Origin of the sequence: Arthrobacter sp. 147(2020), from assembly GCF_013116715.1 — a bacterium.
GTDB lineage: Bacteria > Actinomycetota > Actinomycetes > Actinomycetales > Micrococcaceae > Arthrobacter_D.
Genome location: NZ_JABFOM010000007.1, coordinates 86,138 through 110,614, shown reverse-complemented (window position 1 = coordinate 110,614; position 24,477 = coordinate 86,138). Strand labels below are relative to the sequence as shown.

The window sequence follows — 24,477 nt, the reverse complement described above, 5'->3', positions numbered from 1 at the left end:
TCCAGCGTGAGTAGTCCCCTAGATCCAACGGGTGTGAGAGCCATTAGTTACGCCTTCTGTAGAGGGTCGGAGTCCAGTTCGTTGTACGTTTCCGCGCCCCATGCGGAATCGAACTGGTTGTATGTTGCGTACCCGTAGGCTGCGTCGAGGTCGTTATAGGTTTCGCCGCTATTGGCGCTGATGACCCGGAGTGAGAGCTTCTGTGACTTACTGATCGCCTGTCCAGACATGGAAGTAGTGTCATTAATTGCAACCACCAAGCAGCGGAGGCTGACCAGATCGAACTCGACCTGAACAATGTCCGCGAGCTGCCTGCGATCATCAGGGAGCACGTCGAGTGAACGGATCACCGGGTGAGGTTGCGACACTTGCGCGGAGAGCCAGTCAGCGAGTGCCTGGATCCCGTCAGGGTGAACCCACCAGCCCGTATCATGTTCAAGGACTGGTGCGTTGACCGGCCCGAAATTAGCGCCAGTCTTGCTCTGCCCGGTCCACTGAAGAAGCCGGTTGGCGTGAAACACGGGGAGGTTTGCCCTGGAATGCTGCGGCCAAATCCCTGTCACGGAATCCGGCATGCGCAACTCAAGAGTTGTCCCAGCAGGAAGCGTGCCAACCTGCGTCGTCACCTTCAGTGTCGAAACGCCGAGTCGCTGCACCGTGACCGTCAGCTCGGAAGGTGAGGCCAGCCGGTCCAGCGTGTCACCATCAGTGACCGTGCCCCCATAGAAAGAGCCCTGCCCACGGTTGAACGGTGATGTCGTCCCAGCGTCACCAATCCGCTCAGGTGTCTCATCAATGATGATCCAGTCCTCATCGGAGCCGGGAGTAATGAACTCGACTTTCTCCTGCCCGGACTCCATCGAATCCCCGCCACCACGAAACGCCAGATCATTGACCCACTTCGACGCCTTAGCTGTCGTGGGAAGCCTGTAGTTGATGATGACCTTCGACCGAACGCTACCCCAGTTGTGTTCCCAGTCGAGGTCAACCATCTTCGTGGACGGTGTGATCGACTCAGACACCGGGCCAGCAGGTGTCAGCAGGTCACGGTTCACCCAAGTGAAAGTCCCGTACTCGTTCAACCACATAGCCGCACACTCAGCCGCCGCCTGCTCCTTCAGCAATTCGAGGGCGTTGCGGTTCTCAATGGCAGGTGACGCATCCAGGCTGAACCGGTAAGCGGCAGGTGTCAGTGACGTGTTCCGCGCATGGTTGATCGCCGTGTAGACGCTGGTGAAAGCTACCTGAGCGCCACCAATCGGGTAAGCCGCCTGATGCCCAGAACGAACCTGAACCGAAGTGAACGGCGTCGAGGTCATCCCAGACGACAGGGCAGACGTACCCGAGATAGTGCGGCCATCGGAAGACACAATCGTCCACACACCAGCAGGCGTAACCCGCAGAGTGAACACACGGCCCGAACCAATGGTCAGCCGGCAAACCTCAGACTCCACGCCGCCAACACGCTTGAGAGCGATGATCGCGCCCGTCGAACTGATGCCGATACGCACATAATCCGCATCCCACCAAGTAGTGAACGTTCCCGACGCCGTACCAGCGAACGCATACGAACGATCCACCACAAGCGACATCTGCATCGTCTGATTCAGCCGGCCATCATAAGCCGGAGTAAAAGCGCCCGTATAAGAAGCATCCAGACTGAACGCCGACTGCCCCCACGGAGCCTCAACCCACGACGGCGAACCCAGAGTATCCGCAGCCGAAGACGACACGCACAACCCACGCTCAGGCCACGCCGACCCCATCAGAGGGGCCGAGAACACACACCCATTCTCCTGAGCCGGCGTCGAGTAGAACCCGCACGCCCGCAAAATCCGGTCAGTGAAATACGTTGGCGTGATCCCGATATACCGGTAATCACCGCCACTATTCAGCGGCGGCATATCCTTCAGGAGCGGCTGAATCGAGACGGGTTGGTTCAACATGTGGATCGAGTCGATAACCGCCGACGACACGAAGCGGGACGATAGCGAACCGGAACCGCCGCGGACCTGGCCCGTCAACAACCGCGCCTCCACGCCGCCATAACCTGAATCGACGGTGATCGTCTCCCAGGTCCTCGGAGGGAAGGCACCCGACCCCCATGGGGTTACGCGCTTCGACCGGGAAACCTCCTCGGTGGACCACACCACTTCGCCCGTTGCTGCCACAATCCCTGAGCCACCAGAAACCTGCTCCGGAAGTTCGGAGGGAAGCTCGCGAGTGACATTCACTGATGCAACCTTGCGCGGGGTGCCATTCAAACTGACAGTCACAGTAGGCTTCGAGCTGGTCAGATTGGTGGGATACCCCGCGATCGTCTGCATCTAATTGAGCTCCTGTATTGTGAACGAGGCCGAACCGCGCCGCATGTTCGGAGCATCTTGGACGGCCATTTGGACGGCCTCGGCGAGCCCGTCAACCGTCACGGCGTTGGAACCCTTACCGGGTGACCAGGGGGGAGTGTCGGTTGTCCAGGTGAACGCGGGCATGGTGAAGCCGGTGGCGCCGACGACAATCATTTGCGCGCCGGCAGCGTTACTGGGTGGTGTGGCTTTGAGTACGCGACGGGTCCAGTTCCCTGAACCAGCAGCGCTAGTCACATTGGAGATGAACCCACCAGTGTTATTGATCCAGTCGAGCCGGATAGCCGCCCCGCCGGATCCGTAGATCGAAGCGGTGACAGGCACGAGGGGGCGAACTGGTAGCCGCTCTGTGGCACCATCACGGCGGTGTAAAGCAACCTCCGCACCGCCCGAAACGTTCAGCGAACGGCCATATCGCAGCCCATCCGAGGTGAACCCTGCGCCACCCGGCGTGATCGTCGCACCCGTCGAATGAGTGCCCGGATCTAGTAGCGCCTGCTCAGGTGAGAAAAGGTTCGTCACCATCTGCATGGGGCCGACGAAAACCCACGGCGACGGGCCGTAGAACCCATCCACCAGTGCGCCTAGATGCGCGATTTCCTTGGGGGTGGTAGTCCCAATATCGACCGACCACTGACGCCGACCACGAGGCCCGCGCTGCTCGTACACAGCGCCGCCCAGTAGCCGGGTCAGCGTCGAACGCTCGGCCGCTGAGACAGCCAAAGCGGACGGGCATTTGAATGGGATCATCGACCCGAACGGGCCCAGATAAGATTCCATCAGATACCGCCCCACTCTTCAGTTGTCTGTTTCATGACCCCGTGGAACTCACGGCCTCCGATGTTGACGACTGGCCGATAAGAGCCGATGGCCGAACCGACAGCTGCAGCAATTGCCGCAGCGTCCACGGTCGCCGTCATACTCCCGCCGCCACCGCCCGCGTAGGCCGGTGCCGCCGAGTACTCCCGGGACATCCGAGAGCCGCCAGCGAACCCCTGCAAGTTCGACAGCCAAGGATCGTCACGGTTGATCGCAGCCAGTAGCGGATCGTGCTTCCGGGAGGATGGCTCATTGATGATCCACTCACCGGAGCGGACCTTCAGGGGCTCACCATTGACCATGGCAAGGATGTTGTCCTCACGCGGGTCTGACGGGGCAATGCCGGGCACCTTTCCGCCCGTGTAGAGCCCCATGATGTCCTTGACCCGACCGCCCGTGTAGCCGCCCAAACCGATCTGTCCAGGCTTGAGTGCTTGCCCCGGGCGGGCCCCCATGTCGACCACCGACCGCCGCGTGATGACGTCCATGTAGGAGGTCACGATCCGGCCGTTTGCGCGATCCAGTTCGGCGTTCAGGTTCTGGGCCTCGAACCGGGCGTAGGCGTCCATGTAGGAACTGATTGACGTTCCCTTGGGGATATTGAGCACCTGCGCTGTCGTGCTGTCAGCCTCATTGCGCGCCGCGGAGGACATGAACGATGCGACTACGACATCCGGTGGGATGTTCAGTGCGGCCGCCCTGGTTTCCAGCGCCTCGGTGAACGCCGCGTCGGACATCCAGGAGTCGATGGTTACCTGATCCGGGACGTCCTCGGCGGATGCCTTCGTGGTCAGCGCCATGTCATTCGCATCACTGCTCATGAAGGCGTGGACGTCGACTTCGCCCGGGATGCTATCCATGGCCGCGGTCGTGGCCTCAGCCCGCATCAGGGCTTCATCGGACATCCACGTTTCGATGTTCGCTTCAGCGGGGATGCCCATCACATCTCGGGCCAGCAGGTCCGCGGCCTCACCAGTGATACCGAACTGGCCGGCAGCGTTGATCAGTGAATCATAGGTAGTCCCAAGTTGAGCTTGGAGCTCCTCCTGGGTGCCGCCAGCGTCAGCCATAGACTGCGCCATATTCGCCCCAGCGGAAGCCACTGAGTCGAAAGCCGACCCAGCCTCACGGCCAGCCTCCGTGTCGTCACGGAAACCTGATGCGGTGTCGTTCAGGACTTCTCCCAGACCGCCATGCTTCTCAATGAGCGCATCAATGGCTGGCTGGATCGAATCGATCGCCGCCTCGAAGTTACGGGAAGCATCCCGAGCCGACAGTGTCAGAAGACCCGACTCCTGCAGCACGCCGATGAAGGTGTTCAGGGACGCGATCGTACCGTCAGCGGACAAGCCAATCTCGGCAAGCGCCTCCTGCATTTCTTCCGACGCCACAGCGGCGGCTTCCGCTGCTTCGGCTTCGGCCTCGATAGCATCTGCAGCAGCCTCAGCCGACGACTCAGCTTCCTTCTGCTCGGCCGAAGCTGCGGCGAGAGCATCCGCATACTGAGGGAACTTGGCTGTCAGTTCCTCAAGTGAAACGCCCTGAGATTCAGCCTGATCCGCAATGCTCTTGAACGCATCATCGGCGCCGTCAAGATTCCCGGAGGTGACCAGATCGGAGAGACCCTGATCCAGGCGCTTCCACGAGTCCTCAAGGATTCGGGATGAGCCCTGTACGTCAACAAACATGTTGACCATTGACTCGCCCCAGTCGTTGAACGCCCGGCCGGCGGTTTTGTTGAACGTCCGGTCGACAGCTGACCCGAGATCGTCAACATTCCCGATCAGATCCCCACCATTACGATCCTGGAAGAGGGAGTCGAGGGCGGTTGCGGCGCCGGGGCTCTTGGTGGTGATGTCGGCAAGCGCGTCTGAGACCTTGCCCATGCCAGTGTCGATGTCAGCCATGTAGCTGGACTCGGACCACTTAGCCAGGGCCGTGACCACGCCGCCGATAACGGCCGCTACTCCGGCGGCCTTCGCAACCTTCCCCATGCCGGCAGCTGCCCGCGGGGCATCGGTTGCGAGTGTCCGGAACGCACCAACCGTGTCCATTACCCGAGGGAACAAGGTGAGGAAAGCGCCAGCGGCGAGCGCACCAACACCGGCAATTCCAGCGATACCGGTCATGGCACCCTTCACCGGGCCCGGCAAATTCCCGAACCACTGCGCCATATCAGCGACACCCTCAGCGATACCAGCGATCACGGGGAGGATCACGGCGCCGCCCTCAATGGCAGCATCCTTGATGTTGTTCCACGCGATCTTGATCTTCGACTCTGTGGTCTCGTACCGCTTAGCTGCTTCCTCCTGCAGTGCCGTGTTCCGCTCGAACTCGGTGTTACCTTGAGCCATTGCCGCAGCAGTGACCTCATGCGCTGAGGACAGGCGCAGAAGTGCGTCGGCTTCACGGATACCAGTGATGCCCAACTCGGTGAGGACAGCGTTGGTGGACATGCCCATCGCTTCAGTCTCAGAAAGACCAGCAATGAATGTAGTCAGGGCACCGGCTGCGTCATTTTCCCAAGCCGCCGAGAATTGCTCGGAGGTCATTCCTGAGGTCTTGGCGAACAGGTCGAGTGACCCGCCGCCCTCTTCGACGGCCTTACTGATCCGCTTCATGGTGATGGACATGGCGCTACCGCCAGCCTCAGCCTCAATGCCCACTGAGGACATAGCAGCCGCGAGACCCATCACTTCGCCCTCAGAAAGCCCAGCCTGCACGCCAGCACCGGAGAGGCGCATGGACATCGCCAGGATTTCGGACTCAGTGGTGGCGAAGTTATTGCCCAACCCCACCAGCGTGGAGCCCAAACGCGAGACGTCGTCCTGGCTTGTGCCCATGACGTTGGAGAACCGGGCCAAACCTGTAGCCGCTTCCTCAGATGACAGGTTGGTGGATTCCCCAAGGTCGACCATCGTTTTGGTGAAGGACGCTACGTTCTCGCGCTGAATACCCAACTGGCCCGCAGCTTCAGCCACGCCGGCAATTTCCTCATGCGTGGCCGGCAGAGTCTTGGCAAGTCCGCGCAGCTCCTTCTCAAGAGCAGCCATTTGCTCGGGTGAGCCGTCGGTGGTCTTCTGGACACCGGCCCATGCCGACTCCCATGAGATAGCAGCTTTCGTGACCATCGCCAGGCCGCCGCCAATGACGGCGCCTGTCTTCAGGAATGTGGCCCCGGTCTGATCCCATGCCTGACGGTTCTTCTGCGCAGATTGAACCATCCGGCCAAGGTTTGTGTCCGCAGACTTCCCAGCGTCCTCGGTAGCCTTCTGGGTCTGCTTCGTCACCCGTGTGGCCTCATCCATGGCCTGCTTGAAGCCCGCAATCTCGGCTGTTAGGCGCACAACAACATTGCGATCAGCCATAGCGGAACCCCCTTGGGTACTGTTCAATGGTCGGATGGCTGAAACTGTGGGGACTCAGAAGAAGAAGACGCCGGGCAAAGCATTGACCGCCGCTGATTTGTTCATCGCGGGACTCGGCCTACTGATCGTGGTCTTGGCGGTGCTAGGCGGGGGAGACGCCCGCGCTTGGTGGATCATTCTTGTGGGGCTTGTTCTTGCGGGTATTGGCTTTGCGCAGCGCATTCTTGCCGACGTCGAGCGCCGGTAACGGTTTACCCTCTGGCCGGGTGTACCTGACCACCACACGCTCACCCGGGGCCGACTCTTTGTTGTCCTTACGGAACTGATCCACCGCAGCCAGCGAATGATCCTGGATGGTTTCAGCCTCGTAGTATCCGTCGTTATCGAAGTGGCGGGTCTGGCTGAGCGGGAAGCCCATCTCGTTCAGCCCATCCAGATAAACGGTGTAGGCGAGAGTGAGCAGATGGTCCTTCTCGCCCCACTCTGGGCCCCCCATATAAGCGGACGGCGGACGGCCGAACCGTTCACACGTCTTGAGTATCTGGACTACTCCGTGCCACTTCCCCGTCCAGAGGACTTCGGCAAAAAATCGGCGCTCACAGATGGCATGTCCGCGTGCATGGCGTCGAACTTCTCCTGCACGGCGGCGAGTTGCACCTCATCGATGCTGCTCAGTAGGGCCAGCGCCTGCTTTGGCGTGACTTTCGGGGAGATCATCGCCGCTGACCACATGCGGCCTGCGAAATCGGCCATATCGCCATTCTTGGACTTCGCGACGATCCGCTTCTTCTCGTCCGCATCAACCAACCGGAGACGGATCGTGAGGGCCGAGTTGGAGAACTCCTGAGCCATCCGCTGGTACTCGCCCTCAAGGGCGCGCAGCGAACGCTTGGAGCCGAGGCTTCCTTCGTCGTCCTGTGCGACACGGCGGGCAGTCTTGATCTGCCTCTCCAATTCATCAAGCTCGGCGATGATGTCGGGGCGCTGATAGATGGTCACAGACCGCTCAGGGCGTTTGATGCCCTTCACCCAACCGTCGAGGTCGAACTCTTCTGGTGAATCAGTCATGGTTTAGCCTCCATTTATGGTTAGCCTCGGTAGTTTGGTGGTGGTGCGGATGGGGGCGCGGAGGCTAAGCACGCGCCCCCATCCAGTCAGGGATGACTAGGCCGCGGCAACAGTGATGTTGTCGTAGCCACGCTGGATCATCAGCGGAACACGCCGCTTGATGAACCCGGTTCCGTCGAGGCGCTGTGGCAGGTCATTGACCACCTCGGCACCAAGATAGATCTCGTCTCCGGCCTCCCACTCGTCCTCGGCATCCTTGTCGGTTTCCCGTGCGTAGGCCCAGAAGGTTGTGCCCTTTGCCCGTAGGGCCTCGAACACTTCGTCTTCGGTTGGGTCGGCGCCGCCGGCGAGGGCGAAGTAGCGCCACAGGGTGACACCGGCTGTGTAGTTGCTCCTGCCGGGTACAGCGGACTCCAGCTGAGCACCCAACGGGGTTTCAGCGATCGAGGTGGAATCCGTAGGTGACCAGGCGAAGTCCGAACCGAGGATCTTGAAGGAAGCGTCGATACCCGCTTCCAGTTCGGTTGCGGTAGGCGCGGCAGGGTTGATGGGCTTCTCCATGCAGAGAGTGAACTTCGTCTTTCCATCACCAATCATCCGTGGCATGTCAGGACTCCTTCTTCTTCGGGGTTTCTGCTGCCGCAGGGACTGGGGCTGCTGGGGTTTTGCGGAAGTTGTTCAGCTTCGGATTCTTCGAAGCCAGGAAGTGTTCGGGGACGTGCTGCTTCTCCCCGGTCGTCTTGGAATAGACCTCAATGAGGGCCATGATGATCACCTTTCGGGCATAAAAAATGGCCCTCAATGGGGCCGGGGATTGTTAGTTGCGGGCTGATGTGAACGGGAACTCATCGACAGCCGCCCACGGGTAGGTGTTCGACCCGGGGAGTGTCACGTCCTGGTCCTCTTCGGGTGGGCGGAGCGGAGAGACATTCATCTTCCCTGCGTGCCAACCGGCCACCACAGGGGATGCCCGGTTCAGGTGTGGGCGCACCGTGTCGGCGAGCCACATCACCTGCTCATACCCCACGCCTGCATAGGTCACACGCGGGCGGAGATCCACCTGGTCCGGAACGCGGGCCAAAGACTCCGAATGCTCCGTGCCGAAGTCGCCCCACACCACCACGTACGGGTAGGAAGGGTTAGCGGGAACGGAGCCGAAGTAGCGCGTGAACCCCAACCCCTCGGGGATGAGGTCGCGGACTGCTAGGTAGTGTTCACGGATCATTCGAAGATGAACCCCGCAGCCTCAGCTAGATTCTGTACGAAGCTTCCCGCCTCGTCGTTCAAAGCGTGGATGGGGTCCATGACAGTGGCGCCGCCGGGTCGAGATGAACCGAAGTAGGCCAACCCAGCCAGTGAAGCTGACGGGCCCTGAGCCTTGTTCGGGCCAATCTCGGCCTCGATACCTTCGCCAGTGGCGTTGATGTCGTAGTCGATGGTCGGTGCGATCTGCCCAAAGTGACGGGAGGCGCTAGCGTCCTTCTGCATCCGGTTCTTGATGTTCAGTGCACCCTTGGAAACAATCGGGCGAACCTTCCCGACAGCAACACTTCCCGCACGCGAGAAGTCCGCGGCCAAACCGTTGAGCTCTGAGGAGTCGATCACGACACAACCTCCACACTGTAGGTCCGCTTCGTCTCGTGAGTCTTGCCCGCCAACCCGGTGACGCGGTACTTGTTCCCCACGATCACCGGATTGATTGACTCGACCAGCTCGGCGACCTCACCGACCGAAAGTTCAACCGTGACCGGCAGTTGCAGGTCGAGCCTTTCGACGGTGAACACTGCTCCGCCCGCCTCAGGGTTGGCCGCCTGCGTGCGTGAAGCCTGCAACCGGCATCTACCCTCGTAGGCGGTGGTCATTGAAGGTTCGTATTTCCCCGTCGCCGGGTCGAACACCGACTCACCTGTGGTGCGGGCAACCTTGCACCGATCAACCATCAGCCGTTCAGCCGCACGCTGCCCACTCTTGAGCAGAGCTCCAAGACGCATGAGTACCCCCTAGTACCAAGGAAACTGGACCTCGGGCGTACCCGTAGGAACCCACCCTTGGGAGGCGGGGTCAGTGTCAATGCGAGTCGTCGCAACTACACCAAGACCCCTCAAAGATGTGGCCTTGAAGGCGGACAGCATCCGCTTCTCGGAGTCGGTCAGGTATGCGCCCGACTCATCGACCCGCCATGCCTCGTCCCGGTCGTCAATGGAACCCCGCGTCTGTGCTGACCGGTTATCAAACACCCGGCCAGCACAGTAGAGAGTGACCATGACCGCATCCTCGGGGACATCTGCGACAAGAGTCCCGGTGTCAGTGGTCCACGTCCGCCCCGATTCCTTACGAACCAGGGCGGACGCAATACGCAGGCAGAGCACCGCACGCTTGGACTCAGTCGTACCATTTGGGATCGGCTCACCAAGCCAATCGGCGAGCTCTTCGACCCCGGCGAGAGTTGCCGGGGTCGCCATTACACGCCTGTCGCGAGCGAGACGGAAACGGCCCGGTTGGCGTCCAGGGTGGCGGCGCCGTAGAAGGTGTCCACCACGGACTGGTCTTCGAGCTGCAGCGGGTTGTAGTGCTGGATCCAGCGGAGTGCGAACCCATCCTGTGCGACCGTCGCCGACTTCGCGGCACCCTCAGGCTGACGCGATGGACGGGTGACGTGGGCGAACGCGTCCCGGTGGTAGCCGATACCGAAGTCGGATGGCAGCGCGGCATCAGCCACGATGGTCCAACCAAACAGGCGGCCGATGGTCGCGTTCCGCAGGGTCTCCGAAGTCCCGGCCTCGTTGACCTTCTGAAGCTGGGGCAACGACAGGATCGCAGCCTCGATGTCCGCGCCGACAGCGAACGTGCGGCTGTCGGTAGGGACGCGACGCTCGTTGAGTACCTGCCGGGACTTGATCAGGACCTGCATGATGTTCGAACCATCCGGAGCCACGGCGGGTATCGAGGCGTCCGTGGCGATGGTCGACATCTCCGCGATCAGTGGCGCGGCGAGTTCATCCACGACCGACTCAGCCTGAGGTCGAAGGACCTGCTGGGCGAGGTTGGTCAGGGTGAATGTTGCGAAGTCGTCCGGCAGTCGCAGTGCGTTGTAGACCTGGTTGTCCAGGGTGACTGGGAACCACTGCTGATCCAGCTCGTTGAACTGGATCGCTTCGCGGGCGTCACGCTGGGCCTTGGTGTAGACCTTCGCGGTGCCGGCGCTAACCGGGCCGAGCACGTTCACGGTCTGACCCCGGCCGGCAACGAAGTCGCTGGAGAAGTCCTGGCGGACGGTGCGGGGAAGGTTGGTCAGCCAGCGCAGGGATGCGAGCGTAGCCCGCGCCGCCTGTTCCGGGGTGTAAAGAGTGTTAGCCACGGGGGCCTCCTAGTGTGTAGTTACTGGCGCGACCTCCGTGGCGGAGACGCACGGTCTAACGGAAAATGCCTTGCGCCAACTTGTCGAGGTCCCGCTCTTCGGGTTCGCTAGTTGGGTCACCGCCGCCGCGGAGCTTCTCGCTCGGGCGGTTCGTTGGAGGCTTCTTGGGGCCGAACAACTCCATGAGCTCTTCGGCATCCTTGAGAATTTCCTCCTCGGTGGTTCCCGAGAGGCGCTTTATAAGCGCTTCGGGCAGTCCGTGCTTGACGCCAACGCGCAGACGCAGGTTCTCGGCCTCCAGGGTCGTGATCCTCGTGTCTTTGCCTTCGGCGTCCTTCGCCTTCTCCTCAGCAGCGAGGGCGCGATCTCGGAGGTTCTTCGCTTCGCCATTGGCTTTGCGGATCTTCTCGCGAGCCCTCTCTGCGTCAAATACCTCTTCCGTGGTTTCTTCTTCGGTCCCCTTCGCCTCCTGGGCTTTGGTTTCCTCCGTATTCTCCTCGGTCCATTCAGTGGATTCGGCTGGCTGTTCTGACATGTGCCCTCCTGGGGCTTCTCGTACTGGCGCCGCCACCAGGGCAGCTCTTACGCATCGCTGTTCGCGTTGCGGATTTTGGGGGAGTCCTTGAAGGATCCATCTCGGCGCATCCTGTAGAGGATGGTGCTTTGTATGCGTGACTGACCTGCGGCGTCGGCCTCCGTTGCCGCGGCGTCATAGGCATCTACGAATGTCTGCTCGGTCTCCGTGGGCGTCCACTCGCCGTAAATAATTTCGGCGGTACACCCACAGTGGCCGTGGAATTGGAGTCCGGAGCCGCCCACTTGGTTAGCCTTCTGCTCAGACCCGTAGACAGGACCCCGGGCGCAAAGCATCGCGCAGAAAGTGCAGGGGTCCCCATCACTAACCCGCCGCCAACCTTTGGCTCTCCGGTCGCCGCGCTCAGTCCGATTGACCGACCCACGCCCACCGTCCAAAACCTGCCGGCGGACCATTCCGCCAAGCTTGTTGAACGTGCCGGCCTTCGCTTCATCCGGGGCCATGCCGTTAGCGATCAGCAGCTTCGTTCGAACCGGCCCAGCCAGCAACATAGTGTTGCGCATCTCAGCCGTATCGAAACCACCCGGCACAACCTCGCCAGCTTGCCCCACCTCAGCTAGCCGGTACTGACGTAGATACTCTCCAGCAACCCGGTTGGAGTCGTTGTGGAACCTGCGCAGCACCGCCAACTGGGCCGGCATCCACCGAGCCGTGGACTGATCCAATCGACCCACGTCGACGCCATCCCAGAGGATGCTAGATACGGCCATAGCGCGGGCCGCGATAGCAAGCTGGGCGAGACGGTTAGCTTCGGTGAGTTCCCGGCCCTCAGCCGTCAGTGCCATTGGACTGAGCCATCAGGGAGTTGGCCAACTGGGCCTCAGCGGAAGGATTCTCGCGCTTGTAGTCCAGCCAGCCTTTCGCCACATCCGGAGTGATGCCGGGAATACGATCCCACAGTTTCTCCGGAGGAATGCCGAGCATCGACGCCATCTTGCCGAGAGCGTCCGCAGCCTGCGACATTGAACGCGATTCGAGGTCAGCCCAGTCAATGACCAGGCTGAAGTCGTTCGCGTCATTCTCTCGACCCTCGATATGGGAAGCGAGCCGCAACGTCTGGCAGTGGGAGTCACCGAAACCGACCTTGCGTTCCCCGGCTTTCAGGTCGAGCATGGCGCGCGCCTCAGTGATCGCATCAGCGGACAAGTTGATCATCTTGCCCGTCAGCGCGTGCGCCGGCGTCTGAGAGACCGCGGCCAGTGTCTCAATGTCCGCTTCCTCTGCCTTGATCAGACCCTCCGGGCTCGTCTCATCGAGAGTGCCGAAGTCGACGCCTTCACCGCCCGTGAGGATGTCGTTCTGGCGCAGTAGCAGCTTGCGGCGCTCGTTCTCTTCGTCGCTCTTGGGGTCTTCGAGGCCGGTGGCCGTGCGGACCTTCCACGACGAGTGATGCTGAACGAGCAGCCGGTCGAATGTCGTCTTGTTGATACGTTGCGCGGCTGGGATGAATGGTTCAACTTCGCCAGGGGTGCGGCCCTCAAGATCGATCTGATTGGAGTACCTAATCGCCGGCGCTACACCGACGTCATGAATCCGCTGCTCGATGTAAGTCAGCCTCCCATCCTCAAGGCCAAGTATGTGCACCGCCTCTTCATCCACGACAAAGCGGTGATCGCCACGCACCCGCAAGTAATACTGCGGGTATTCATCTTCGACCGGATCCGCGTAGACCGCGAACATATCCCTTGGGGAGTAACCGCGAATAACAGCACCCGAGTCGCCGGGGAGAACCGTGGTGTATGCGTACCCGTAACCAAGGGCTGCTCGGTGAATGGCCCGCTGCCGTGATGGCATGCGGTTCCGAACCCACGGCTCCCAAAGCTGATCCACATTCAGCGACTTGGCAGACCGAACCAGCTCGGCAACCAATTGCTGCGCAACCGTCGTGACGACCAAACTAAGCCACGGGGTTTCAGCGAGATCTCGAAGGTACTTCTCTTCTTGGTCGGCTGAAGTCGGCACTCGAACTTTTTCAGGGGTCCACCGAAGCCAATTGTCGATCCTGTCTAGCTTCTGGCGTTCCTGCTGCCAGCCAGGGACAAGAACGTCGTTGGCGAGCTCCAGTACAGCATTTTTTCGCATCACCATACTTGCCCACCACCCTTCTTGCCGCTGTTCAAGATCAGCCGGCGCACCATGCGGGCGCCGACCATGCAGATTGCGAGGTCGATCTTGTTCTTCGACTCGCGTTTGTCTTTCGAAATGGACACGTACCCGTCAACCGGATATCGGCGGGCGTTCAGCACGTGTCGACGCAACCGAGCGTCGCCGTCCCAGGTGAACGAGGCAGACTTGATCTCCTCAAGGGTGAAGCCGACCGCAGAAGCGAAAGAACGGGTGTTGTCCCGGGCCGACATGTCGAACATGACCGCATGGCCGGCACCACCCTTCTTCCCTGACGCCCACACGCGGAGCTTGTGCCGGTAACGCAGATGCCAGTCGTTGAACAGCGGATCCCAGTAGCGGTCCATCGTCTCGTCGTCCTTCACATGCGACGGGTCCCCGAAGAAGCCCACCACAGTGAACTCGTCGAACGCTTCGCGCACAGACTGGTCGACCTTCTCCCGGGGCGCCAACCATCCGTCCCCCCGTTTTCCAGGCGGACGCTGCCACATGCCGAGCGTCACCACATGCCCATCGGACATCCGGCAGCCCACCAATGCAGTGGCATCGTCGGACTTCGAGCAGTCCAAGAACAGGGCGATTTCCTCGCCGCGTTCCAGGATCTTCTCGGGATCCTTCAGCGGGTCGAACTCCAACGGCTCCGTCCACGAGTCCTCGGCCGCGGTGATCTGGTTGTACCACTTACGCCGCGACTCACTCGGTGTGTTCGCCGGGTTCGCGATCGACTTTCTGATGCGCCCCTCTGCGTCCAACCACACCGCATCGCCGCGCACCGCACGCACTACATCAGGGGCAGCAGCTAGCGTCAACGGCGCCTCTGGGGGAGCTTCGAGAGAGTCATACATGACACCGAACTCGGCAAACTCCGCTTCGTCGCCCAACGTCGACTCGTAGGCCTCCCTCATACGCTGACCCACCGAGTCCTCACCCGGCCGGTACGCATTACAGATGTCCAGCATCCTCGCTGGCGAATCCTTATCGGATTTCGCCGCGTTACCCTCGATTGCTCCAGCCATCTCATGGCCAGAGTTCGAGGAATTCCAGTTCTGCGTCTCGTTGCGGATCACCAATGTAGGACGGCCGCCCTCGATGGACATTACCGACGACGTGACCGCCTCGATCTGCCGCTCATCGCCGGCACCCCACACGTTCCGCTTGCCGACCTGGATGCCGTAGTGCTTCCTGGCCTCCGCGGTGATGAGCGACGGAAACAGCTTCATCGTGTTCTGCGTCTGAATGAGTGACACGGCGACGATCTGGATCCACGCGTTCGACTGCTCGCGTCCCACCGGGGTGTCGCCATCCCAGTGGTCGAAGGTCACCTCGGCAAACATGGCCGCCATCGACAGACACGCAGCGATCGGATCCTTACCCCAACCCTTCAACCGCTGCAGAACGCCCGAGTGGTAGAGGAAGTCACCGGACTCTTCAACAGCGAAGTACCAGAGAATGAACCTGGTCTGCTCAGCGGTGAACGCCCACGGCTTCCCATGCTTGTCCTTCAGCCAATACCCGCACCAAGCGAGGATCCGCCAACCGAGAGTGAAACGGGGGAGTGTCCACCCGTTCTCGTACTGCCAGGTCGGACCGATCTTCACCGGCTCCCACAACAGCCCGGGAGGAGGGAAAGCAGACGCGAGCTGATCCTCGTACCAACGGATAATCTCCGCGAAGTCCGACTCGGCAGAAGTGATGAGAGCCGCGGAGCTACGAGACCTTGCCACGGGTCTGGGCCCAACGTGTTTGTGCTGCTTCCCGCTGCTGGTTGCCAGCAGTCCCTTCGTCAGGCAGTTTCAGACTCGCCCACAAGGCTTTCTTCGTTGCCCGATGCTGCCGAATTTCCGACACCATCGGATTGGCGACATCCTGCCTCTGTGAACCGGTCGTGATCAGCTCCGCCCCATCAAGTTCTGCCTCAAGGCGAACGATCAGATCAGCCTCCCGACAGATATCCTCAAGCGTGTCCAATTCATCGGCGCGGAGCTCGTAGCTGGACGTGATGTCCTTCCACAAGCGCTTACCCTTCGCCTCCAGGCCACGCGGTGCTGTAGCTGCCATGATGTCCTCCCGGGACGCTGTGCGCGCCCACCAGGGGCACTAAACGACCGAGGCAACAACCCCGGACAAATCTGCGAGCCTCGCAGGGGAACCCTCGAAGCTGTTGCCGGTTACGGCGATGTACCGGCCGGCGGAGTAGAACTCGATCGCCTTCTCTCCCGATCGGATGTTCCGACCGGAACCCTCAGGCAACAGGCCGAAGATGTGCAGGCCTTCACCGGATTGGGAGACCTCGATGTAGGTCGGCGGGCATGAGTCCAAGATGGCGCTGGCCCAGTCGGCGACCACACCGTCGATGATGCAGTGATCCAAGTCAATGCAGCCGATACCCTCACCAAGTGCGAACCCAAGGCCGGTGCCCTGGGCGGACAAGCGAGCCTCCTGGTAGGAACACCACGTAGCCGCATTCGTGGAAGACGCTTGCTTGCCCTCGATGGTGATGGGCATCTTAGTCACCCGACCACCTCGCCGAACCGGCTTCCACCGCATCCAACGCACCTTATTCGTCATTTCCACCGGCAAAACAGGCTTCCGAGACGCATAAACGCGGTGCTTCGTGGAACAGAACCGGGCGCCGGCACGCAAGAGATTGATGCTCTCCCCGCAGTACTCACACAACCTCTTAGTCATGCTTTTAGTCTACCGTAGATGTTACGGATAATCCGCTAAATCTAGGGTAATCACAAGGGTTCACTAGAGGGCGAATCTGTAGGAGCCGATCTCCCGAAGCGGGGGATATTCAAGCCCACCAAGCCATCGAAAGGCTGGCACAGAGAGAGCCAGGGAGCTCCCAGCCCCACCCAAAAAGCCAGAAAGAGCGCACGCAGGACGAGAATTGCTATCCGGCGGTAGAGGGGTTTTCCGCGGGGGAGGCACCCCCAGTGGGGTTGGCCGTCGACCTCGCGGTGGGTTGAGTCTATCCGATGAGTGTCTTGATGTCGTCGCGCTTGAGTCCGTCGAGTTCAGCTTCGGTGTGTCCGTTGCGGAGTGCGTAGTCATGCCATGCTTCTACGCTTGCGTTGCCTGCCGGCTTCGCGTCCGTCTCCTCGATTGGAGCGCTGGTCTCTTCGACGTGTCCAGTGTTGGTGAGGTAGGCGGCGACGCCTGGTGTGACGTTGATGGTCGCGCCTTTGGTGTGCCCGCCGATTGCTTTGGTGAGGGTGACTGTGGTCATGGTGTTCTCCCTGGGTGTGGTTCAGTGGGGCGGCGCCTGAGTTCAGCGTTGGCTGTGTTGCGTGCCGCGTTCTCTTGCCGGGTCTTCTCGGCGTGGTGTGGTGTGCATAGCCATTGGAGGTTGGACAGTGCGTGGTTGTCGCCCGGGGTGGTGTGGTCGCATTCGCTACCCGTGGTGGTGCAACGGTTGCCGTTGGTCACCCATTCGCATATGCCGCCGGCCCTGTGCTGGGCAGTCCGCCTTAGCTTCGACCAGTCAGACGGCAGGCGCTTCGAGCGATTGGATGTATCCCAGGCCATGTCATCAACCTCGCCGTCACGGGGAGATGGTCCTACCGTGTGCGCCGTTGTCCTCGTCAATCGATTGCTCGCGATATCCGGACGGCATCTCTGGGTACCTAGTGAATGAGTTTTCCTGCTAGGTCTGTGTACCAACAGAGAAGCCCCGCACCTACTTGTGAGGTGCAGGAGGTCATTCAACTGATTAGTGGTGGTTCCAGTCGGATATGTTCCACAAGCGAATTGGGAAGGGAATCAATAGCCACACGCTTCCCATGGAGCAACAGATTTAGAGCCATACTCGTGTGATTCGCTAACGTCTCCGATGGGCTACTCGTTACCAGCATTTCCGAGAACTCGACTGACGAATGATTGGTCTTCTCGCCTTGGGTAGTCGCCAGATCTATGCGTGGAACATAAAACGACTCGTCGAGTGCTCGGGTTACAGTAGCGATATCATCGTAAATGTCTCCCGACTGCTCCGCCGATATCGATACCCTCCGTGCGAGCCCGTTAAGATTGACTGCTTTCACGTCGAACGAGGGCAAGACATTGCTGATATCTATCCACTGTGGCACTGTGCCGTCGGAACCCCGACCTTTCAATTTTCGTGCATCATCCGCGAATAGAACTTTCCAATCCTTTACGTTCAACGTGAGCAGCCCTCGCCACAGGGCCCAGACCGGTTCGGCGACGGATTCTTCTCCGTCGCTGCTGTTATCGTTCTCAGGATCGGCAACTGCCATCACGACTTGGCTGCGCTTGGCAGTCCACCTATCGGCATTGGCACTCAACAGCGGAGAAACGTCTAGGGACTCAAGGTCGGATGCAATCTCAAATAGATCGGTGAGACCCATGACCTCACCCAACTCTGACCAAAGGCGACTAGTCTCCCGGGCCAATGGGTTGGACAGGAGGAGAGGGAGCACCGTGCGCAGTTCGGCATGCGAAAATCTGCCGGAGAGCGCCAGGTCGTTTAGATTCCCACTAAGAACTTGTTGAACCAAACTGGTGGATCTTTTCAGCCTGAGAGCAGCATCCTCCATGAAGAATCTGTCCACGGTTGTCTCAAAATCCGGTAGGACGCTTTGGCCATCGTTCATTTGGACGGCCTCAATGAGGAGGTTGGCTTCGTCTTCTCCAACGAAGCCTCGGCCCCCGCTGAGGAAGTTTCCTCCCACCAGTTTAGAGAAGTCATAACCCGACGATCTTTTGTCTCCGGCTGGAGACAAGGCAGCTATGGAATCTGCGTCGGTCATCAGCAAGTCCACTCGACGACGGGATTGTTCGTCATCGAGTGCGCGCCTTGCCACGTGTCCGGAGCTCAGTTCATCGACACCGATGACCAGAGGGGACTGAGGAACAAGGCCATGAAGATCAGCTGCTATGGCCCCTGGGTCCACCCCGGTACGGACAAAAAGGGGCCTCTCCTTGCGCTTCCCGCCCTCGCGCCAGGTCAGAACCATGTCCGGCATATACGAGTGATTGAAATAACTTGTGAATTCGACGTCGACACGATCATCGAGATTATGAAGTTCCTCTGCGATGACCGACTTCACCCCAGAGATAATTTCGTGCGGGTCGGGGGAATTGAGGGCATGGATAAGAGACCCCTTGAACGTTCCTTGATCCGTCATCGCGCTTTCCTCCCTAGAACATCTTCTATGCGGGTCAGTTCAGACGCTGTAAGCATGAATCGCTCTTGGCGCTCATTCAATATGAGGAGATGAATAAGGCTGGAAGTTTCATGTAGGACATTGTCATCGATGACGCCGCCCTCCCCAAGCAGGCCCATATGGTCCGTTAGCGCCTCCCGAATACGAGACGGCCTGTAATTGTCGACCCATTTCCCCAGACCAAAGGGGTGCGTGGTTACAAACATGAATTCGGCTCGTTCCGAAGCTTTATTCTTATTGGCCAAGGCTGTGGCGCTGTAAGCATTAGCTAGGAATTCTTTATAGTGCTCCTCAAGCTTCCCAGGACTTCCGTCGTAGTTCTTCGCTTCTACGTAAAGCGGCACATTCTGCTCACCGAAAATGAACCCGAACATATCAAAGAGCTTGCTCCCCACTAGTAGTGGCACTCTGCAGACAAGGTCATTTCTATAGGCATTGAATGGTAGTTCGATCCACGTCGTGCTCTCGAGACCCCTTTTGGCGAGAGCCACGCCATCGATGCCCTTTTGCTGAACAGGCTCAGCATCTAACCCCACGCGTATCCCCATCGTCGCTTTATCCAAAGTTGATAGGAGTCTACACGTCGGTGTTTCAGCCCAAAGTTTCGCTAGCTTCCTTGTCAGTAACGAGGGATTGCCGGTTATCTCCGCAACTACCTGTGTGTCTCGGCGCGGCGGAGCGAAGAGGCGGAATTTCGGGTAGCTGCTAGGCGACGCAAAAGGCCACCATCATTGGGGGTCGATGGTGGCCTTTCGTCGTGTCGGAGAGACACTTATGCTCTGTGCCTCCAGATTAACCCACCAGGCGGCGACTTACAAGCGTGTCATCTTGGACCGCATTCTCTCCGCTCTGGTGGCCCATGGAATTGGAAACCTAGGTTCAGGATGGCTTCTGCCATTGAACTCATCGACCCGCAATAGCTCTTCGCAGCGCGAGCACTCGTCCTCACCTGCGTTAGCGAACGCTGTTGGAAGGATTACCTTTACTTTCTCCCCGCAGAGTGCGTACTCATAGTCGAGCGGGTCCTCTAGGTAGATTGCGTCGCTGATGTTGCCGGTGCGCCGGTTCTTTCGAACGCAGTGCACGGTTCCGGGTTTCTCGGGAAGGGTTACTTGCCAGCCGACGCAGCCTGGCTCCTTCCTCTTCTTGAAGTGTTTGAGTGCCGCGAGGTGAAGTCCGGGGTTCTTCATGCGATCACCAAGTCATTCGCCACTGACATTTCTGGGGTGACGTTTGCGGCGGCTTCCATGAGCGCGGGAAGGGAATGCAGTTCGGCACCAGCCCAGATGGTTCCACACGCGCCGCAATGGGCTTGAACCCCAGCCGCAGTGATCGCAGTGTTTCGGATCCATTCGTCTTCGTTCCATGTCCAGGCGTGCGTGGCGTGGCAGCCGTCGACGGGGCATGTCCCTACGATCTCAATCTTGCGGACGGGGCTGATGAGGTTGCTGATGGCGTTGGCCCAACCGACCGCGGTGCGCAGGCAGTTCTCTTGTGCTGCACCGGTTGGGTCGGCAAGCGCTCGGACGCCCCACTTCTGAAGTTTTGACTCGTGACTGACCTCAGGCTCGTCGGCCGCGGTGTGTTGGATGTGCCTGGTGTTGAGAGCTTCCCGGATTTCGTTCCAGAGGATCATTGCCTGGATTGCGATAGGGGAGCGTGACCCTGATCCGCTGCCTCCGGTGCTACGCCGGCCTGATGCTTGTTCAAGCCGTAGCTGGTCGAAGAGCGACATTTCTGTGGGATACGACGTGGTGCCGGTTTCTGGGTCGGTGTAGGTGACTCGGTGTTCGCGGGTGAGGCGGTGGATGTGGTCGTTGAGGAGTTGTTCTGTAGCGGTCATTTCGCTCCAACCAGTTCGATGGGGGGTTAGGTGTGGTTTTGGGGCCGGCAGGTAGGTCACGCGGTCTGGTACAGTTCGTAGCGTTCGTAAGGGTTGCGGTGGTTGCCGCTTACGGAGGCGACGTGGGGTCTCCAGTTGAGTTGCAGGTTGCCGGTTTTGCCATGTCGGTTCTTCGCGATGATGAGTTCGATGATGGAGTCCTCTGCGGTGCCTTCCCTGTGCAGGAGGATGATGTTGTCTGCGTGGGCTTCGATCCCGCCGGACTCCCTGAGATCGCTCATGGTGGGTGTTTTGATCTCGCGTTGAGTGGATCCGCGGTTGACCTGGGCGAGGGCGAGCACATGGGTGTTGAACTCTTTCGCGAGGTGTTTGCAGTCTTCGGCGATTCGCGAGACCTGGCGCTCCCTTTGATCGGAACGGCTGGCCGGCGTTACGAGCTGCAGGTAGTCGATGACGATTAACGGGACTGGTCCGCGTCGTGTCCAGGTTCGGACTTTCGACCGGATCTGCGCCATCGAGAACTGTGAGGCCTCTTCGACGTAGAGCGGCCAGTCCGCCGATTTTTGGACAAGGTCACTGATGCGGGACCAGTCATCGTCCTTCAGGCGGTGATTGCTGATTGCGGCCAGGTTGACCTCGGTGGCATGTGAAACCAGACGATCGACCATGTCCTCTTCGCTCATTTCGAGTGAGAAGAACCCGCATCCGTACTCGGCTGCAGCGACGGCCGCGCACCCCGCAACCAAGGATTTACCTACAGCGGGTCGTGCGCCCATGACGGTGAGCTGACCTGGCCTCCAGCCGCCGTTGAGCATGTCGTCAAGCTCCGGCCAACCTGTTCGGAAGGCACGTGGCTTCGGCTTGTCCCAACGGTCGACAGCCAGCTTCAGAGCATCGGCGAAGGTCCGCACCCGCGCCTGTGTGCCCTCCATCTGAACGACACCGTCGAGCCTCGCCCTGTTGGCTTCCAGGACCTCATCCACGGTTGCCCAGTCAGCCTCGCTTGAGCTTTGAACCAGCGCCGTGCCGACATCGGCGATCCTCCTCAGCCGTGCCATGGATCGGACCATCGAGGCGTAGTGCGGCGCTTGGCGCGCCGTTGTAGGCGTGGCCAGACACTCGTGGAGATACACATCGGTCAAGCCCTTGATGGGAGACCCTAGGAGTTTCTGAGCTAATGTCACCGGGTTGATCGGATTACCAGCGCGGTGTTCGGTGAGGATCAAGGTCCAGAGCTGCTCGTGGGCTGGCCGGTAGAAGTCTTCCGCGTCGATCACGCAATCGTCGATGACTCGGCTGTCCAGCATCGCCGACCCAAGGACGATCATCTCCGCATCCAAATCGTGCCTAGGCTGCACTGGAAACCTCCAGACGCTTCCGGGCCTTCTTGAGGCGATCCGCACGGTGGGCATCAACCTGGGACTTCTTCCAGGCAGCTTCCTCTGGGATGGAGAGCCCGGACGGCGGGTCACCGAGCACCCACGTATCGAGACCCAGCACGGCATCCACGTCGATCTCTCCGTTGAAGCCTGCCTGCGGTTTCGAACGGTTCACGTCTGCCTTCGCCAGCAGTTGAGGGAACTTGTCCCGCAGCTTCGACATCGACAGGATGTTCTTCCGCCAGAACTCGTCGTTGGTCGCCCATCGGATCATCCACTCGATCTGCGGAACGGTGTACCCGTCCCGGTCGATGAGAAGCCGAGCCGCCGAGGTGTTCGCTTTGTTCCTCGATGGCTTTTTGAATCCGTTTTCGATGATGAGCTTTTCGAGGAGATCCAGAAGCTGTTCAACGTCTGGTCGTGGAATCGCTTCAGCGATTTCCGACGAGAAGGTTTTATCTTCTTTAGAAGATGTAGCTGTAGTAGTAGCTGTAGTAGTAGGGCATCTAGAAGCGTCGCCCGACGATTCGGCAAAGGTGTCGGCATAACCCTCGGCATAGGCTTTGCCATAGTCCTTGGCATAGATGTCGGCATGGGTAGCCGTTTTCATGTCCTTCGAAGGTGCTTGGAGAAGCTTCCTGACACGCTCGTTCTCCCAGCACTTTTCGTTCGGGATCTCCTCGTGCAGTCGTTTCAACTCATGCACGAAGTAGGTTCTGACCTGAGGTGAGGAGATCGCCGCGTAGTCGTTCGCCATGGAGATCGGCAGACGGTGCTGCTTGAGGAGCCCGTCGTGCCTCACGAAGGACCTAATGAAGACCTCCTCGGACTGCTCGTCGACGTAGATGAAGTGGCTCGCCTGAAGCTCGCGTGCGGCTGAGCTGACTGACTCGGGGGTGGCCCCGGAGCTCATGCCGGCCAGTCGACCCTTCCTCCAGTCCGCAACGCCGGCGTAAGACAGGGTCGGGTGGATCATGAGAATCATGTACAGGTGTTGGGCTGGGACGGACAGCCCGCGGAAGTCGTCATCCGCGAGCATGTCCACCCTCAGGTTCGCTCGTTCCCTAGGCACTGGTTAGAACCGCCTGTTCCGCCATGAAGGCCTTGAGGGTCATCCGTGAGCGCTGGTACTCCCGGTATCCTGCTGGGCTAAGCTCGCCCTGCCGAACGACCCTGTAAAGCTCCTTGTTGAGCCACCTTCGGTTACTGGTGGACTCCAGATCTGCGAGAGTCGGCTCTAGGGATCCGATCGAGGCGACCCGTGACCGCTCAATGTCTTCCACGATCCCGTTGATGTCCCCTGGGTAGGCCACTCGTTTGAATGGCGTTGAGTGGAATTGGAGAACGGCCGTGTGTGCGTCATCTGCCTTCCGTGCGCTGAGGATCTCGTACCAGGCGTCTCCTTGAGCGGTGGTGAAGCTACGTCCTTCGAGAAGGCCGAGCTTGGCCAGCACGCCATTCAATTCGTCGCGGGTCATTTGGTCTCCTCAGTCTTAGATGATTTGATCGCGGGTTCTTCCGGAGGGAGAACTGCGCCGATGGAGGACATTAGCGTGCAGGTATCGCAAAGCTCATCCTTGGCGAATGGTGTTGTGGGGAATTCCTTGTCGCCTGGACGGCTTCGAGGTTCCAACAACTTTCCGCAGCGGGTGGGGACTTTGGCACCGTAGATCGGGGGATAGGTGCTTTCGCCCAAGAAGATATGGGCGGGGTCCAATCTGTTCTCTTTCTTGTTGGCCTGGGGTGCGGTCTTCGTGTGATCCGTCATTTTGCGGCCTCCGTCGCATCGGCGTTGATGGACAGCGGGAGGTGATTCACTTGAAGCTGGTGATCCTGGTCGATGTTCCCGATGTTCCCGATGTTCCCGAGGTCCGCGAAGACCGCTTCGGCGACTTCGCTGACATAGTGATCGTCCACGTAGCGGTGCAGGCTAATCCGGAGACGTTCCGGCTCGCATGGATGCTTGAACCAAGTGCGGGGATCTTGCGCTGGGGCTTCGGCTGTGCACAGCGCCGCGTCAATCTCAGCGGATGTGGCACCGGCATAGACGGTAACCAGCATGTCTCCCGTCGCCGGCCAATAGTTGATTGAGGCGAACCGGCGCACCAATTTACCGTCGTAGGATCGGTCCGCTTTCACAGCACGAGGAGAAAGCGAGACATGAACTGAGCCTTCGATCTGAACGGCGTCGGTTGGGTACTTATGGTCGTGATTTGCGCTGATACCTCGGCAAGTCGTGGCGGTGTAGTACGATACAAACATTGCGATTGCTTCTTTCTTGTAGGCATTGCGTGTGACGGTCTGGACTGACTTCTTGGCGGGAGTGTCCAGGCCGTTTCCTTTTGCCCTGCAGGCGGGGCCATTTGGTGGT

At 59.9% G+C, this 24,477-nt stretch carries 27 protein-coding genes; all 27 read right to left on the bottom strand.

Annotated features, from left to right (window positions below; translation table 11 throughout):
• Window positions 1–47 precede the first annotated feature (47 nt).
• A complete protein-coding gene (locus tag HMI58_RS07415; RefSeq protein ID WP_171618692.1) occupies window positions 48–2,327 on the bottom strand; it encodes a hypothetical protein in 2,280 nt (759 codons plus the stop codon).
• Window positions 2,328–3,146, bottom strand: coding sequence for a hypothetical protein (locus HMI58_RS07410; protein WP_171618691.1), 819 nt, complete (start codon window positions 3,144–3,146; stop codon window positions 2,328–2,330).
• Window positions 3,146–6,553 (bottom strand): phage tail tape measure protein, encoded by a 3,408-nt coding sequence (locus HMI58_RS07405; protein ID WP_171618690.1) that lies wholly within the window; start codon window positions 6,551–6,553, stop codon window positions 3,146–3,148. The genes HMI58_RS07410 and HMI58_RS07405 overlap by 1 nt, the downstream gene beginning before the upstream one ends.
• A gap of 142 nt (window positions 6,554–6,695) precedes the next feature.
• Window positions 6,696–7,049, bottom strand: a complete 354-nt coding sequence (locus HMI58_RS07400) for a hypothetical protein (protein ID WP_171618689.1) — start codon at window positions 7,047–7,049, stop codon at window positions 6,696–6,698.
• A 50-nt stretch (window positions 7,050–7,099) separates the two neighbouring features.
• Window positions 7,100–7,621, bottom strand: a complete 522-nt coding sequence (locus HMI58_RS07395; protein WP_171618688.1) for a hypothetical protein — start codon at window positions 7,619–7,621, stop codon at window positions 7,100–7,102.
• Between the two features lie 96 nt (window positions 7,622–7,717).
• On the bottom strand, window positions 7,718–8,227 hold the full coding sequence (locus HMI58_RS07390; RefSeq protein WP_171618687.1) for a hypothetical protein: 510 nt from the start codon (window positions 8,225–8,227) through the stop codon (window positions 7,718–7,720).
• A gap of 1 nt (window position 8,228) precedes the next feature.
• On the bottom strand, window positions 8,229–8,387 hold the full coding sequence (locus tag HMI58_RS07385) for a hypothetical protein (RefSeq protein WP_171618686.1): 159 nt from the start codon (window positions 8,385–8,387) through the stop codon (window positions 8,229–8,231).
• A 51-nt stretch (window positions 8,388–8,438) separates the two neighbouring features.
• Window positions 8,439–8,846, bottom strand: coding sequence for a hypothetical protein (locus HMI58_RS07380; protein WP_171618685.1), 408 nt, complete (start codon window positions 8,844–8,846; stop codon window positions 8,439–8,441).
• Window positions 8,843–9,226: a hypothetical protein gene (locus tag HMI58_RS07375; RefSeq protein WP_171618684.1), complete on the bottom strand. Its 384-nt coding sequence runs from the start codon at window positions 9,224–9,226 to the stop codon at window positions 8,843–8,845. The genes HMI58_RS07380 and HMI58_RS07375 overlap by 4 nt, the downstream gene beginning before the upstream one ends.
• Complete coding sequence (locus tag HMI58_RS07370) at window positions 9,223–9,612, bottom strand: DUF6093 family protein (protein WP_171618683.1); 390 nt, start codon at window positions 9,610–9,612, stop codon at window positions 9,223–9,225. The genes HMI58_RS07375 and HMI58_RS07370 overlap by 4 nt, the downstream gene beginning before the upstream one ends.
• Before the next feature lie 9 nt (window positions 9,613–9,621).
• Window positions 9,622–10,083, bottom strand: a complete 462-nt coding sequence (locus HMI58_RS07365; protein WP_171618682.1) for a hypothetical protein — start codon at window positions 10,081–10,083, stop codon at window positions 9,622–9,624.
• Window positions 10,083–10,979, bottom strand: coding sequence for a P22 phage major capsid protein family protein (locus HMI58_RS07360; RefSeq protein WP_171618681.1), 897 nt, complete (start codon window positions 10,977–10,979; stop codon window positions 10,083–10,085). Before HMI58_RS07360 ends, HMI58_RS07365 begins: the two co-directional genes overlap by 1 nt.
• Before the next feature lie 55 nt (window positions 10,980–11,034).
• Complete coding sequence (locus HMI58_RS07355; protein WP_171618680.1) at window positions 11,035–11,514, bottom strand: hypothetical protein; 480 nt, start codon at window positions 11,512–11,514, stop codon at window positions 11,035–11,037.
• A 47-nt stretch (window positions 11,515–11,561) separates the two neighbouring features.
• Window positions 11,562–12,359: a hypothetical protein gene (locus HMI58_RS07350; protein WP_171618679.1), complete on the bottom strand. Its 798-nt coding sequence runs from the start codon at window positions 12,357–12,359 to the stop codon at window positions 11,562–11,564.
• A complete protein-coding gene (locus HMI58_RS07345) occupies window positions 12,343–13,662 on the bottom strand; it encodes a phage portal protein (protein WP_171618678.1) in 1,320 nt (439 codons plus the stop codon). The genes HMI58_RS07350 and HMI58_RS07345 overlap by 17 nt, the downstream gene beginning before the upstream one ends.
• Window positions 13,656–15,422, bottom strand: coding sequence for a terminase (locus HMI58_RS07340; protein WP_318779166.1), 1,767 nt, complete (start codon window positions 15,420–15,422; stop codon window positions 13,656–13,658). Before HMI58_RS07340 ends, HMI58_RS07345 begins: the two co-directional genes overlap by 7 nt.
• Entirely contained in the window at window positions 15,406–15,756 is a 351-nt protein-coding gene (locus HMI58_RS07335) for a hypothetical protein (protein WP_171618677.1), read from the bottom strand. The genes HMI58_RS07340 and HMI58_RS07335 overlap by 17 nt, the downstream gene beginning before the upstream one ends.
• Window positions 15,757–15,795: 39 nt before the next feature.
• Window positions 15,796–16,212, bottom strand: coding sequence for a bifunctional DNA primase/polymerase (locus HMI58_RS07330; RefSeq protein ID WP_205207989.1), 417 nt, complete (start codon window positions 16,210–16,212; stop codon window positions 15,796–15,798).
• Between the two features lie 460 nt (window positions 16,213–16,672).
• Entirely contained in the window at window positions 16,673–16,930 is a 258-nt protein-coding gene (locus tag HMI58_RS07325; protein ID WP_171618675.1) for a hypothetical protein, read from the bottom strand.
• A 475-nt stretch (window positions 16,931–17,405) separates the two neighbouring features.
• On the bottom strand, window positions 17,406–18,845 hold the full coding sequence (locus HMI58_RS07320; RefSeq protein ID WP_171618674.1) for a hypothetical protein: 1,440 nt from the start codon (window positions 18,843–18,845) through the stop codon (window positions 17,406–17,408).
• Window positions 18,842–19,447: a hypothetical protein gene (locus tag HMI58_RS07315; RefSeq protein ID WP_171618673.1), complete on the bottom strand. Its 606-nt coding sequence runs from the start codon at window positions 19,445–19,447 to the stop codon at window positions 18,842–18,844. Before HMI58_RS07315 ends, HMI58_RS07320 begins: the two co-directional genes overlap by 4 nt.
• A gap of 249 nt (window positions 19,448–19,696) precedes the next feature.
• Complete coding sequence (locus HMI58_RS07310; RefSeq protein WP_171618672.1) at window positions 19,697–20,074, bottom strand: hypothetical protein; 378 nt, start codon at window positions 20,072–20,074, stop codon at window positions 19,697–19,699.
• Window positions 20,071–20,727: a hypothetical protein gene (locus HMI58_RS07305; RefSeq protein WP_171618671.1), complete on the bottom strand. Its 657-nt coding sequence runs from the start codon at window positions 20,725–20,727 to the stop codon at window positions 20,071–20,073. Before HMI58_RS07305 ends, HMI58_RS07310 begins: the two co-directional genes overlap by 4 nt.
• 56 nt (window positions 20,728–20,783) lie before the next feature.
• Complete coding sequence (locus tag HMI58_RS07300) at window positions 20,784–22,055, bottom strand: DnaB-like helicase C-terminal domain-containing protein (protein WP_171618670.1); 1,272 nt, start codon at window positions 22,053–22,055, stop codon at window positions 20,784–20,786.
• Between the two features lie 19 nt (window positions 22,056–22,074).
• Window positions 22,075–23,178 carry a hypothetical protein gene (locus tag HMI58_RS07295; RefSeq protein WP_171618669.1) on the bottom strand — a complete coding sequence of 368 codons (1,104 nt, stop codon included), beginning with the start codon at window positions 23,176–23,178 and terminating at the stop codon, window positions 22,075–22,077.
• The gene (locus HMI58_RS07290; RefSeq protein ID WP_171618668.1) at window positions 23,171–23,584 is read right to left on the bottom strand and encodes a hypothetical protein; all 414 of its coding nucleotides are present in this window, start codon (window positions 23,582–23,584) and stop codon (window positions 23,171–23,173) included. The genes HMI58_RS07295 and HMI58_RS07290 overlap by 8 nt, the downstream gene beginning before the upstream one ends.
• A gap of 286 nt (window positions 23,585–23,870) precedes the next feature.
• On the bottom strand, window positions 23,871–24,245 hold the full coding sequence (locus HMI58_RS07285) for a hypothetical protein (RefSeq protein ID WP_171618667.1): 375 nt from the start codon (window positions 24,243–24,245) through the stop codon (window positions 23,871–23,873).
• Window positions 24,246–24,477: the final 232 nt, after the last annotated feature.